11 protein-coding genes and 1 pseudogene are annotated in these 11,976 nt (G+C 66.3%); 3 read left to right on the plus strand and 9 right to left on the minus strand.

Going from position 1 to position 11,976, the window contains the following annotated elements; translation table 11 throughout:
* Positions 1-149 precede the first annotated feature (149 nt).
* The 6 genes and pseudogenes from C380_RS12910 to C380_RS12930 form a co-directional block, all read right to left on the minus strand.
* Positions 150-1,406: a hypothetical protein gene (locus C380_RS12910; protein ID WP_015014298.1), complete on the minus strand. Its 1,257-nt coding sequence runs from the start codon at positions 1,404-1,406 to the stop codon at positions 150-152.
* The gene (locus C380_RS12915; RefSeq protein ID WP_015014299.1) at positions 1,406-2,170 is read right to left on the minus strand and encodes a hypothetical protein; all 765 of its coding nucleotides are present in this window, start codon (positions 2,168-2,170) and stop codon (positions 1,406-1,408) included. Before C380_RS12915 ends, C380_RS12910 begins: the two co-directional genes overlap by 1 nt.
* 5 nt (positions 2,171-2,175) lie before the next feature.
* Positions 2,176-2,751: a hypothetical protein gene (locus tag C380_RS12920; RefSeq protein ID WP_015014300.1), complete on the minus strand. Its 576-nt coding sequence runs from the start codon at positions 2,749-2,751 to the stop codon at positions 2,176-2,178.
* On the minus strand, positions 2,748-3,044 hold the full coding sequence (locus C380_RS12925) for a DnaJ domain-containing protein (protein ID WP_015014301.1): 297 nt from the start codon (positions 3,042-3,044) through the stop codon (positions 2,748-2,750). The genes C380_RS12920 and C380_RS12925 overlap by 4 nt, the downstream gene beginning before the upstream one ends.
* An 18-nt stretch (positions 3,045-3,062) precedes the next feature.
* Positions 3,063-3,143 (minus strand): annotated as a pseudogene (locus C380_RS25870) (hypothetical protein); the annotation flags it as partial.
* Between the two features lie 12 nt (positions 3,144-3,155).
* Complete coding sequence (locus tag C380_RS12930) at positions 3,156-3,869, minus strand: YebC/PmpR family DNA-binding transcriptional regulator (RefSeq protein WP_015014302.1); 714 nt, start codon at positions 3,867-3,869, stop codon at positions 3,156-3,158.
* Positions 3,870-4,085: 216 nt separating this feature from the next.
* Between C380_RS12930 and C380_RS12935 the strand changes: the two genes are divergently transcribed.
* Entirely contained in the window at positions 4,086-5,315 is a 1,230-nt protein-coding gene (locus C380_RS12935; protein WP_015014303.1) for a nucleoside recognition domain-containing protein, read from the plus strand.
* Positions 5,316-5,378: 63 nt separating this feature from the next.
* Here C380_RS12935 and C380_RS12940 read toward each other — a convergent pair whose 3' ends face one another.
* The 3 genes from C380_RS12940 to sbcB all read right to left on the minus strand — a co-directional run bounded on the left by C380_RS12940 (position 5,379) and on the right by sbcB (position 9,589).
* The gene (locus C380_RS12940) at positions 5,379-6,707 is read right to left on the minus strand and encodes a protein kinase (RefSeq protein WP_015014304.1); all 1,329 of its coding nucleotides are present in this window, start codon (positions 6,705-6,707) and stop codon (positions 5,379-5,381) included.
* 38 nt (positions 6,708-6,745) lie between these two features.
* Positions 6,746-7,993: a cystathionine gamma-synthase family protein gene (locus C380_RS12945; RefSeq protein ID WP_015014305.1), complete on the minus strand. Its 1,248-nt coding sequence runs from the start codon at positions 7,991-7,993 to the stop codon at positions 6,746-6,748.
* Between the two features lie 147 nt (positions 7,994-8,140).
* Positions 8,141-9,589 (minus strand): exodeoxyribonuclease I, encoded by a 1,449-nt coding sequence (gene sbcB / locus C380_RS12950; RefSeq protein ID WP_015014306.1) that lies wholly within the window; start codon positions 9,587-9,589, stop codon positions 8,141-8,143.
* Positions 9,590-9,810: 221 nt separating this feature from the next.
* Between sbcB and C380_RS12955 the strand changes: the two genes are divergently transcribed.
* A complete protein-coding gene (locus C380_RS12955; protein ID WP_083871612.1) occupies positions 9,811-11,193 on the plus strand; it encodes a lytic murein transglycosylase in 1,383 nt (460 codons plus the stop codon).
* 157 nt (positions 11,194-11,350) lie between these two features.
* Positions 11,351-11,920: a YdeI family protein gene (locus C380_RS12960; protein ID WP_015014308.1), complete on the plus strand. Its 570-nt coding sequence runs from the start codon at positions 11,351-11,353 to the stop codon at positions 11,918-11,920.
* Positions 11,921-11,976: the final 56 nt, after the last annotated feature.

The following is an 11,976-nucleotide window of genomic DNA, read 5'->3' on the forward strand; positions in this document are numbered from 1 at the left end:
TTGCAGGCTATGCGATGACTGTCAACGTTAACAATGGTAACCGAGAGCCTTGACTGCCCCGCGACTCTTTTTCGGGCATCCATGCAGTGCTTGAGTTAGTGCCTGGAGCCTCTCAGGCCGCCCCCTCCCTCGGCCTATGGGCGCACCTGTCAGCCCACCACGTGGCATTCGCGCCGCAGTAGCGCCAGTGCGTCGTGCATCTGGTAGTCGCGGTCGCTGGTCAGCGTGGCCTGCGCGTCTTGCACAAAACCGGACCACAGGGCCAGGTAGTCCTGCTGGAAGGCGGCTGCTGCATGGCTGCGGATGAAATCGGCCGCCAGCTCGGGCTGCAGGCCGGACTTGCGGATCTTGCGCACCAGGCTGGCGGCGGTTTTCTCGGTCAGCAGCGTTTTCTTGGGCGCGCCAGCGGCCAGGCACAGGAACAGCGTGAGCAGGGAGTGCTCGTCCTCGTTGCCTGCGGTCGCCTTCGTCCAGGTCTTGCTGGCGGGCTGCGGAGGCTCGTCGTCTTCCTCCAGAGCGTCCAGGCTGCGGTGAAAGCTGTCCACTTCGGCCAGCGGGTCGTCCAGCAGGAAGTACCGCGCCCGAAATGCGCCCATGGGGCGCAACAGGGTGCGCAGGGGCGCAGTGGACTGCAGCAGCTTGGGCAAGTCCGCCAGCACCGCAGCGCATTGGGCCTGTAGCACATCGCGCAGCTCTGCGGGCACACCAGCGGGCAAGCGCAGCGCCGTCGGCACGGTTGCCTTCTTTTTGCGCAGTGCCGTCACCAGCTTTTCAAACGCCGGGGCGCTGGGCCACTCACCCGCCGCCATGGCCTTGGGGTTCAGCGCCTGCATCAGGAGCCCTGTGCGGATCACCGCCTCGGCATCGGCACCAGCAGTTTCCAGCTCGTCGGTGTCCAGGTCGTATTGCGCGGCCAACCATTCGGCGGCGGCAATGGCCTGGGCGATCTGGCTGCGGCGGGCCAGCTCGGCGCGGTAGTCGGCATGGCTGCGCAACGACCAGGCAGCCAGCAGCGGGGTTTCGGAATCGGCATAGCCGGCCATGCCAAAGTTGCTGCTCTCGGGCATGGCGATCAGCCGCTTGAGCATGTCCGACCCGCCCTTGGAGCGCGACAAAAAGGAGTTGTCGCGCAGCGAGACCGCCGCCTTGGCCAGATCGCCGTCCGTGGTCTCCAGCAGGTACAGGCTGATGAGGTTGACCATGCGATCCCGCGCTTTTTCCAGCTCGGGCCGCAAGAACTCGCTGCCAAAGTAGCGCGCAATCTGCACCATGCCCTTGGGCGCATCGGTATGGATGGCCGCCAGCCGGTCCGCATCGAGGATGCCGTGCTGCACGCCGTAGACCAGCGCCTTTTCAAAGAAAGGACGGGCGTCGTGCAGTTGCAGTGCCGAGCTTTGGGACATCATCAAATCGCGGATTCTTCGTCAGAGGCGCGGGCAGCGGGCGTGGCCTTGCCCCGGTCTGTCTCGCTGGTCTCGAACTTGCCGTCGTCTTCCTCGGCGGGAGTCTCATCGCCCTCTTCCAGGCCCATATCAAACGCACGGGCTTTGGCGCGCAGCACCAGCAGCATTTCGATGAACAGGTCGCGGCACTCGTAGCGCAGCAGCCAGGCCATCTGCATCCAGTCGCGGTCGGCCACCTCGTCCAGGTCCACGCGCGGCTGCACATAGCCCGAGGCCAGCAGTTCGTCATCGCTCAGCGTGACACCGTAGTCTTCGGTCGCGTCAAACGTGCCAGTGCGGGCAAAGGCTTCGATGCGGCTCCACTTTTCCGCAAAGTAGTTGGCCAGGGCTTCGGCGCCGCCTTCCAGGTCGCCGATGGCGGTGAGGAATTCCACCGGGTCGGCATCGTCGCGGAAGACCACGGCGTTGACCATGTTGCGCAGGTGGGTGTGGGTGAGGTCCTTGTACTGCTTCTCCAGCACCATGGCGCGGGCAAACTGCTCGGGCGTGACCAGCATGTTGACCACGGACGCCTTGGAGTCGTCGTACTCGCGCATCACGGCCAGGATGTCCTTGGGGGCGAGCTGGTCCAGCACTACCATCAGGGCGTTGTCGCCTTCGGCATCGGCCAGCTCTGCCAGCGCCGATTCGGCGCCCACGATGTCACCGGCTGCGATGAGGCTGGTGGTTTTGGTGATCAGGGCCAGGTGTTGGTTGCTGCTGCTCATGGTCGTCATTCCTTGCGCTCAAAGCCCACGTCGGCCAGCCAGTTGGCGCTGGCCTCTTCGCGCGTACGGCTGTTGTGTGGGTCCACCGCGTCGTCGGCACTCAGGGCGCTGTAGTCGTCGTCGTGCTCGGCGGCGTCTTCACTGTCCTCTTCGGCATCGCTGTCGCCATGTGCGGCGGCAGCGGGGGCCATGTGGGCGTGCTGCTGCAGGTATTCCAGGCCAGCAGCCACGGTCAGAAAGCGTGCGCCCTGGGGCTCGCGCAGCACCGTCTGCGCCAGACTCTGCGCCCAGGGCTCCAGCGCCACGGCGTGGCCCAGGCTGTGCCAGTCGGGCAACTCATTCACGGGCAGGCTCAGCAGGTGCTCCAGCGCTGCCGGTTGGGTGAAGCGAAAGCCCCGGTGGAACACCACGGCCACCATTTCGGGGGCCAGCTCCATCATCTGCACCAAAAACGCCATCTCGTTGCGCTTTTCAGCCAGGCGCTTGCGCAGCACGTCGTTGCCTTCGGAGTCCGACACCAGGTCATCCAGCTCGGCCTGGTAGGCCGAGCGCAGGTCATAAAAATAGGGAGAAAGTTTCACAGGGCAGAAGGATGAGAAAGGATGCGCGCGCTGTAGGCCTGCCAGATCTCCTGGGCGGTCTGCAGCGGGTCGTCCAGCAGGTTGCGGCGGCGGTTGTCGTCATAGGCCTGGCGCGCGTCGTCGTCCGACAGCACCTCGTAGGCCTTTTGCACTTCGGCAAAGCGTTGGGCCGCGTCGGGTGCGGTGTTGCGGTCGGGGTGGTAGAACGAGGCCTTCTGGCGAAAGGCCTTCTTGATGTCCGCCAGCGACGCGTTGGCCGCCAGCCCGAGGGCTGCGTAGTGGTCAGCAGTCATGAAACAGTGGATGGGTCCGTCAAAACAAGAGGTGGCCAGCCAACGGATGGAGTGGGCGGAATGCTGCGCGGCACCGTATGCGGTACCTGCGCCAGCACCAGCCCGCCGGCATCAGCCACCCAAGCTCACAAACACGTTTTGCACGTCGTCGTTCGAATCGATGGCGGCCAGGAAGTTCTCCACCTCCTCCAGTTGCTCGGCCGTGAGGTTGGCGGGGTTCACCGGGTTCTTGGGCTTGTAGCCCAGCTTGGCAGTCAGCACCGTGAAGCCGTAGGCTGGCAGCGCGCGGCTGACCAGATCCAGGTCGGTAGGGTCCGTCCAGAAGACGGTGGTGCCTTCTTCGTCGCCGGCCTCAAAGTCCTGCGCACCGGCTTCGATGGCGGCCAGCTCGGGGTCGGCATCGGCGTTGGCACGCTCGGCTTCGATGATGCCCACGTGGTTGAAGTCCCACGCCACCGAGCCGGACGTGCCCAACTGGCCCTTGCGGAACAGCACGCGCATTTCAGGCGCGGTGCGGTTCACGTTGTCGGTCAGGCATTCGACCATCACGGCCACCTGGTGGGGGGCAAAGCCTTCGTAGATCACGCGTTCGTAGCTGACGGCGTCGGCGCCGGTGCCGGAGCCCTTCTTGATGGCGCGCTCCAGCGTGTCCTTGGGCATCGATGCCTTGCGGGCCTGCTCGACCACGAGGCGCAGGCGCGAGTTGCTGGCCGGGTCGGCGCCGCCACGTGCGGCCACGGTGATTTCCTTGACCAGCTTGCCAAACAGCTTGCCCTTGGCATCGGCCACCAGAGCCTTGCCTTTTGCTTTCCACTGCGCGCCCATGGGGGTTACCTTTGTGTGTGGGTTGGGGGGTATTTGCCGTGGGTCGCTCCGCGCGGCAAAAACCCTATAGTTTACTCGGCGCCCCAGAATCACCTCAGGCACACAACCCTGGCGCTGTCGTGACGGCGCCAAACCCGCTTCCACCGGCCCCGCCCTGCCCTCAGCAGCGTGTAATCTCGGCCAAACACCCACCCTCCCCTCAGCGCCCCCTATCCCATGCTCAACACCCTGTGGCTCGGCTTCTTCCTGACAGCGGCGGTGGCTGCGCTGGCCCAGTGGCTGGTGGGCGGCAATGCCGACATCTTCTCGGCCATGGTGCAGGCCCTGTTCCAGATGGCCAAGCTCTCGGTCGAGGTGATGGTGCTGCTGTTTGGCACGCTCACGCTGTGGCTGGGGTTCTTGCGCATTGCCGAGAAGGCGGGCCTGGTGGACGCGCTGGCGCGCTGGCTGGCGCCGCTGTTTGCCAGGCTCATGCCTGGGGTGCCGCGCGGCCACCCGTCGCTCGGGCTGATCACGCTGAACTTTGCGGCCAACGCGCTGGGGCTGGACAACGCGGCCACGCCCATGGGGCTGAAGGCCATGAAGTCGCTGCAGGAGCTGAACCCGCAGCCCGACACCGCCACCAACGCGCAGATCCTGTTTCTGGTGCTCAATGCCTCCTCGCTCACGCTGCTGCCGGTCACCATCTTCATGTACCGCATGCAGCAGGGCGCGCCCGACCCGACACTGGTCTTTTTGCCCATCCTGCTGGCGACCTCCGCGTCCACCCTGGTGGGCCTGCTGAGCGTGGCCGTGGTGCAGCGCCTGCCGCTGTGGAGCCCCGGGGTGCTGGCCTACCTGCTGCCGGTGGCGTTGGTGCTGGGCGGCTTTATGGCGCTGCTGACCACGCTCAGCGCTGCGGCGCTGGCCTCGCTGTCGTCGCTGCTGGGCAACCTCACGCTGTTTGCGCTGGTCGTGCTGTTTGTGGCCTTGGGCGCATGGCGCAAGGTGCCGGTGTACGAGGCCTTCATCGACGGCGCGCGGGAAGGCTTTGACGTGGCCAAGGGCCTGCTGCCCTACCTGGTGGCCATGCTGTGCGCGGTGGGCGTTTTCCGCGCCTCGGGCGCGCTGGGCTATGTGCTCGACGGCATCCGCTGGTGCGTGACCACGCTGGGCGCTGATGCCCGGTTTGTGGACGCTTTGCCTACCGCTCTGGTCAAGCCGTTCTCGGGCAGCGCGGCGCGCGCCATGCTCATCGAGACCATGCAGACCCAGGGCGTGGACAGCTTTGCCGCCCTGGCCGCCGCCACCATCCAGGGCAGCACCGAAACCACCTTTTACGTGCTGGCGGTGTACTTTGGCGCAGTGGGCATCCAGCGCGCGCGGCACGCCGTGGGCTGCGCGCTGCTGGCCGAGCTGGCGGGCGTGGTGGCCGCCATCATGGTGTGTTACCGGTTTTTTGGATAGTTTTTGCTGGTAGCGCCAGTGCAATATGCCCTGGCAGCTATCAATTAAGTAGCAATCAGGGCATCAACCGCCAGCGGGCCCTGGCGCAGCCACCAGCTCCCACTCGGCCAGTTGCTCGTTGGTGGCGATCAGCCGCCCGACCAGCAGCTTGATGAAGGCCTTGTCAAAGCGCGACTGCAGATCCTCCGACGCCTCGCGCAGCGCCGGGTTGCGCACCTTGAGCACCAGCACCTCGGTCTCGGCCACGGCGGTGGCGGTGCGGATGCGGTTGTCGGGGCGCAGGTAGGTCATCTCGCCCAGGGTCACGCCGGGGCCCAAGGTGCTGAGGTTCCAGCCCTGGCGGCTGACGGCCACCTGGCCTTCGATGAGGATGCAGAACGAGTCACCCGGCGTGTTCTCGCGCATCAGCACGGTGCCCTGCTCCAGCCGGCGCCAGCTGCCCAGGCGCATCAGCTCCCATAGGGCCACGTCGTGAAAGTCGGCAAAAAACGGCAATGCTCGCAGGCGCGCAAAGCGCTCGGCCTCGGTGTCTTGCGACTTCTGGCGGGGCAGGCCCCGGTGCGCGGCCAGCAGCGCCTGGACAAAGTCGGCCCAGGTGGCAAAGCGGTCGGCGGGCTGCTTGGCCAGCGCACGCAGCAGCACCTCGTCCACATGCGCTGGCAGCGACGCGCGCAGCAGGCTGGGCCGCGTGGGCGTCTCGTTGCTGATCTTGTAGAGCGTGGCAAAGTCGCTGTCGCCATCAAACGGGCGGCGGCCAGTGAGCAGCTCGTACACCACCACGGCCAGCGAGAACATGTCGCTGTGGTGGGTGAGGTCCTGCTCGCGCACCTGCTCGGGCGACATGTACGAGGGCGAGCCCACCAGGCCCGATAGCTGGGTGGCATCGCTGCGGAGCGACAGCGCCGCGCCAAAGTCGGTCAGCTTCACATCGCCGCCGCGCGCCAGCATGAGGTTGGCGGGCTTAATGTCGCGGTGCACCAGGCCTTCGCGGTAAGCGTATTCGAGCGCGTTGCAGCACTTGAAGGCAATGTCCAGCACCTGGGGCACGGGCAGCAGGGTGTCGGGGGTCGCAAAGTCGGACAGCGGCTGGCCGTCCACGTATTCGAGCACCAGATACGGCGGCAGCGCTTCTTCGTCCGCATCCAGCAGGCGCACGATGTTGGGGTGGCGCAGGCGGCCCGACAGCGCGGCCTCGTTGCGCAGCAGCTTGCGGTAGCGCTCGGCCTGCTCGGGCACCTTCAGCAGGTGCGCGTGGGTCTGCTTGATGGCCACCTTGCGGCCCCGGAAGCCGTCCAGCCCCAGGTAAACGATGCCACTGGCGCCCCGCCCCAGTTCACGCTCGATGCGGTACTTGCCGATGTTGGCGGGCGGTGCAGAGGTGGCAGTGGCCATGGCGGGGCTCCCGTGTCAGGGTGGCAAGTCAGGTGGGGTCAGGCTCCGGCCAGCGCCTGCTCAAAGTCGGCCAGCAGGTCTTCCACCTCTTCCAGGCCCACCGACAGGCGGATCATGCTGTCGGCAATGCCCATGGTGGCCCGCACGGCGGGGCCGGCCTCCCAAAAGATGGTGTGCGCCACCGGGATGATCAGCGTGCGCGTGTCGGCCAGCCCCGTGGCCTTGATGGGCAACTGTAGGCGGTTGCACACGGCGAGGCACTGGTCAGGGTTGCGCAGCTCGAACGACAGCAGCCACGAGCCTGCCTTGAGGTGCTTGCGCGCAAAGGCGTGCTGCGGGTGCGATGGCAGCATGGGGTACAGCACGCGCGAGACGGCCGGGTGCGCTTCCAGCCACTGCGCCAGCGCCAGGGCGGTGGCACTGGTGCGGTCCATGCGCAGCGACAAAGTCTCCGCACCCAGGGCCAGCTGGTGGGCAGCGTGGGAAGACAGCGTACCGCCCATGTCGCGCAGGCCCTTCTTTCGGATCTGTTGCAAGCCCCAGCCCTTGGCGTTGCCATTGCGGTAGGCCGCAAAGATGTTGGGATAGCCCGACCAGTCGTACAGGCCCGTGTCGGTGATGGCGCCGCCCAGCGCGTCGCCCTGCCCGCCAATGCTCTTGGTGAGCGAGTTGACCACCAGGCCTGCCCCCACCGTAGCGGCACGGAACAGGTAGGGCGAGGCCACCGTGTTGTCCACCACGTACAGCACGCCCCGCTGCTGGCAGAGCGCGCCAATGCCTTCCAGGTCAGGGATCTGCGTGCCGGGGTTGGCAATGGTTTCGACAAACACCATGCGGGTGTTGGGGCGCAGCGCGGCGGCCACGTTGGCCGCATCGGTCACGTCCACCGTGGTCACTTCGATGCCCAGGTCGGCCAGCGTGCCGAACACGCTGTTGGTGTTGCCAAACACAAACTGGCTGGCCACCAGATGGTCGCCCGCCTTGAGCAGGGTGAGGAACACCGCGCAGATGCCCGCCATGCCGGTGGAGAACACGATGGAGCCATGCCCGCGCTCCATCTGCGTGATCTTGGCCTCCAGCGCCGCCGTGGTGGGCGTGCCCTGGCGCGCGTAGTTGAAGCCGCCCTTGGCGGTGCCCTGGAAGACGGCGATCAGGTCCTCGACCTTCTCGTAGCCGTACTGCACCGAGGTGTGGATGGGCTTGTGGATGGCCCCTTGCTCGGCGCCGCCCAGGCGGTCGGCGTGCACGATCTGGGTGGTGAAACTGTGGTTCTGCGGTGTCGTCATAAAAATCTGCGCTGTTTCTGCGTGGCTGCTTACAAGACGGGGCGATCACTACTGGCGCGCCCTGATGCCAGTGCACCCGTGGAACTGACTTTGCCAGGCCACCGGGTGCGTCCCCCTCCGGGGGAAGGCGCGCAGCTCCTCGGGGGGCTACCGCTCCGGTGCGATGTGTTCAGCGTAATCGTACAAGGCGCCCAAAATATCCTGCGTGCGCTCGTCGTCGGCCGTCTCTGAGAGTTCGTCGATTTCAGTGAACAGTTGCTCCACCGTGCGCGCACCGCCCTGCCCGTCAAACAGGCAGGCAGCGCGGTGGGCCTCCCATCGTTCCTGCTCCTCGGGTGACAGCGTCTGCGGAAAGTTGCGCGCCCGGTAGCGCCACAGCAGCTCGGCCAGGCGCGGGTCGTCAAAGTGCGCACGCGCCTTGGCCAGCTTGTCGCCGCTGAGGGTGCGCAGGTCGTTCAGGAGGCGCCGGTCGTTGTTGCCCAAAAACCCGCCATACAAGTCCTGGTCCACATCGGGCGCGGGCTCTTGCGGACGGGCAAACACCGCTGGCCAGATGCCGCTCATGTCGGGCAGCGCGCGCGCCACCTCGGCGTGCTGCGCGGCCTGGGCCAGGTCGATGCCCCAGCGCTGGGCCAACGCGGGCGTGAGCGTGTTCACATTGCCCACCACCATGGGCGACTTGTTCAGGTGGATGGTCTTGATCGGCAGGCGGGTGACGCCCTCGGGCAGCGCATCGGCCTTGCTGAACATGCGCAGGCGGATGTCCTCCACATTCAGCGTGGCCAGCTCGCGCGGGTCGTGGGCCAGGTCCCAGGCGATCAGCTCGTTCTTGTTGGTGGGGTGGCTGGCCAGCGGCCACATCACCGCCAAGCAACCGCGTTCGGTGGGGAACATGCCCGAGACATGCAAAAACGCCCGCGCCGTGGCCGTGGTGGCGGGCAGGCGCAGCTCGGCGGCCACGCGGTCTTTCTTGTGAAGGCTGAGAGCAAAGTCGAACAGCTTGGTGTTGTGCTGGCGAATCAGCCGCGCCAGCGCAATGGTGGCGCGCACGTCCGACAGCGCGTCGTGCGCGGCGTCGTGCTGCAGGCCGTTGGCCTTGGACAGGTGCTCCAGCTTGAAGCTGGGCGTCACGCCGTCTTCCTTCTTGGGCCAGTTGATGCCGTCGGGCCGCAGCGCGTAGGTCATGCGCACCACGTCCAGCAGGTCCCAGCGGCCGCACTGGTTTTGCCATTCGCGCGCGTAGGGGTCGATGAGGTTGCGCCAGAACATGAAGCGCGTGATCTCGTCGTCAAACCGGATGGTGTTGTAGCCCACGCCAATCGTGCCGGGCTGCGCAAACTCGGACTCGATGCGCGCGGCAAACTGGTGCTCGGGCACGCCCTGCTCCAGGCACTGCTGGGGCGTGATGCCGGTGATGAGGCACGACACCGGGTCGGGCAGATAGTCGTTGGCGGGCTGGCAGTACAGCATCAGCGGCTCGCCGATTTCGTTCAGCTCCGCATCGGTGCGGATGGCCGCGAACTGCGCAGGCCGGTCGCGGCGCGTGTTGGCGCCAAAGGTTTCGTAGTCGTGCCAGAGAAAGGTGTGGGGCGCCATGGTCGGTAGGCTAACAGGGGGCTGCAGGCGGCGGCTTGCGCACGGCGGGCTGGGCGCAAGGCAACAAAGCCGCCACTGTAACCGCATTTTTCAGCGTTTTTGGCCGCAAGCGCTAGTGGAACATGCGCAAGCAGCTATCAAAAACATAGTAAGCATATTCACCGTACGGACTGACGCACATTCGCACCCGGTACACAGGCTGGCACGCGGGACAATGGCGCATGCCCAGTTTCATTGCTTCCCCTCGCCCCGTGGGGCGCGCCTCCGCCCTGCCCCTCGCCGCCCCACGTGCCCACGCCCCCGCAGGCGTTGCCGGATTGGCTCTGGTAGCCGCCCTCGTCCTCGCAGGCTGCGCTTCAGCCCCCAGCTCCACCCCGACGCCCGCAGCCAAACCTGTGGCGGCGACCCCAGCGGCCCCAGCTCAGACAGCTTCACCCATACCAGCCGCCACACAGCCGCAAGCCAGCCCCGATGCTGACCACATTGCCGGCTTTGCCCAATGGCTCAGCACCTTTTCGGCCCAAGCGCTGGAGGCCGGCATTCGCCCCGCCACCGTGCGCGACGTGCTCGGCAAGGCACAGTGGCTGCCCCGCGTGGTCGAGCTGGACCGCGCCCAGCCCGAGTTCACCCGCACCCCGTGGGCGTACCTGGACAGCGCCGTCTCCCCCCAGCGCATTGCCCTGGGCCAGGCCCAGCTGGCAGCGCACGGCACCGCCCTGCAGGCCGCAGCCGCCCGCTACGGCGTGCCGGCCAGCATCGTCACCGCCATCTGGGGCATGGAGAGCAACTACGGCAGCAACTTTGGCACCTTCCGCACAGTGGACGCACTGGCCACGCTAGCCTACGAAGGGCGCCGCCGCGCCTGGGCGCAGACCGAGCTGCTGGCAGCGCTGCGCATCATCGACCAGGGCGACATCGCCGCCGACCGCATGATCGGATCGTGGGCCGGGGCCATGGGGCACACGCAGTTCCTGCCCTCGGTGTTTCTGGCGTATGCCGTGGATGCCGACGGCGACGGGCACCGCGACATCTGGGGCAGCGTGCCCGATGTGACGGCGTCCACCGCGCATTTCCTCGCCCGGTCCGGCTGGAAGTCTGGCGAGCCATGGGGTGCCGAAGTGCAGTTGCCCCCCACCTTCGACCATGCACGCGCCGACCCCGCCGTGCGCCAGACCACGGCCCAGTGGGAGGCCGAAGGGGTGCGATCCATCGACGGGGCGCCGCTGCCCGACCTGACCGGGGCCTCCATCGCCACCCCTGCGGGTGCACGGGGCCCGGCTTTTCTGGTGGGCAACAACTTTCGCACCATCCTGCGCTACAACAACTCGGTCAACTACGCGCTGGGCGTGGCGCTGCTGGCACGCCAGATCGACGGTGGGGGCCCGGTGGCCACCCCGTGGCCCCGCGACATCGAACCGCTGTCGCGCGCACAATTGCAAGCCCTGCAAGAGGCCCTGAACCGCAGGGGCTTTGCCGCTGGAACTCCCGATGGCGTGATGGGCCCCGCCACCCGCGCAGGCTTGCGCGGCTACCAGCGCAGCCTGGGCACGGTGGCCGACGGGTATCCGACGCTGGAGCTGCTGCAAAAGCTGCAGGCGCCCTGAAGACTGGCAGACCGGAACACAGATGCGCGGCCCTGTTCACTAAGCGGGTGTGCTGATGAGGAGTCGCCCTCACCAACGTAGCCCCGGGGTGCCATGCGCTGCAGCCACTGGGTATGGGGAAATCCTTTTCATCCGTTAGGATTTTTGTCAACGCACCATGACCGATCCCAAACTGACCTTCGCGACGCAATCGGAGTGGGAGGCCTGGCTGGAGAGCCATGGCAGTACCTTGCCCGGCGTGTGGCTGCGCGTGGCCAAGAAGTCTGCCGAGCAGCCCACCGTCACTTACGCACAAGCACTGGAGAGTGCTCTTTGCCACGGTTGGATTGACGGCCAAAAGCAGTCGGAAGACCAGCACTATTGGCTTCAACGCTTTACACCCAGAACCCCCAAGAGCATCTGGTCCAAGATCAACAGGGAAAAAGCCGAGGCGCTCATCAGTGCCCGCAAAATGCGGCCAGCCGGCCTGGCCGCCATCGAACGGGCCCAGCAGGACGGACGATGGGATGCGGCTTACGCGTCAGCGCGCACGTCTACAGTCCCCGACGACTTGCAACGGGCCCTGGATGCCAACCCCCAAGCCCAGGCATTTTTTGCCACGCTCAATAGCAAAAACAGGTTTGCCATCTTGTTTCGCATTCAAAGCGTCAAGAAGGCCGAGACACGCGCACGAAAAATCGCTGAATTTGCTCAGATGCTGAGCAATGGCGAAAAGCTTCACCCCTAGGAGCCGTTGGCCATCTACCAGGAATGGCAAGCAGGTGCCCGGAGAAACGGGCTGGA

Origin of the sequence: Acidovorax sp. KKS102, from assembly GCF_000302535.1 — a bacterium.
Taxonomy (GTDB): Bacteria; Pseudomonadota; Gammaproteobacteria; order Burkholderiales; family Burkholderiaceae_C; genus Acidovorax.

Coding starts and splice junctions, on each gene's coding strand:
- C380_RS12955 (WP_083871612.1), top strand. CDS start 9,811: ATGCCCAGTTTCATTGCTTCCCCTCGCCCCGTGGGGCGCGCCTCCGCC.
- C380_RS12940 (WP_015014304.1), bottom strand. CDS start 6,707: ATGGCCACTGCCACCTCTGCACCGCCCGCCAACATCGGCAAGTACCGC.
- C380_RS12915 (WP_015014299.1), bottom strand. CDS start 2,170: ATGAGCAGCAGCAACCAACACCTGGCCCTGATCACCAAAACCACCAGC.
- C380_RS12910 (WP_015014298.1), bottom strand. CDS start 1,406: ATGATGTCCCAAAGCTCGGCACTGCAACTGCACGACGCCCGTCCTTTC.
- C380_RS12925 (WP_015014301.1), bottom strand. CDS start 3,044: ATGACTGCTGACCACTACGCAGCCCTCGGGCTGGCGGCCAACGCGTCG.
- C380_RS12945 (WP_015014305.1), bottom strand. CDS start 7,993: ATGACGACACCGCAGAACCACAGTTTCACCACCCAGATCGTGCACGCC.
- C380_RS12930 (WP_015014302.1), bottom strand. CDS start 3,869: ATGGGCGCGCAGTGGAAAGCAAAAGGCAAGGCTCTGGTGGCCGATGCC.
- sbcB (WP_015014306.1), bottom strand. CDS start 9,589: ATGGCGCCCCACACCTTTCTCTGGCACGACTACGAAACCTTTGGCGCC.
- C380_RS12935 (WP_015014303.1), top strand. CDS start 4,086: ATGCTCAACACCCTGTGGCTCGGCTTCTTCCTGACAGCGGCGGTGGCT.
- C380_RS12960 (WP_015014308.1), top strand. CDS start 11,351: ATGACCGATCCCAAACTGACCTTCGCGACGCAATCGGAGTGGGAGGCC.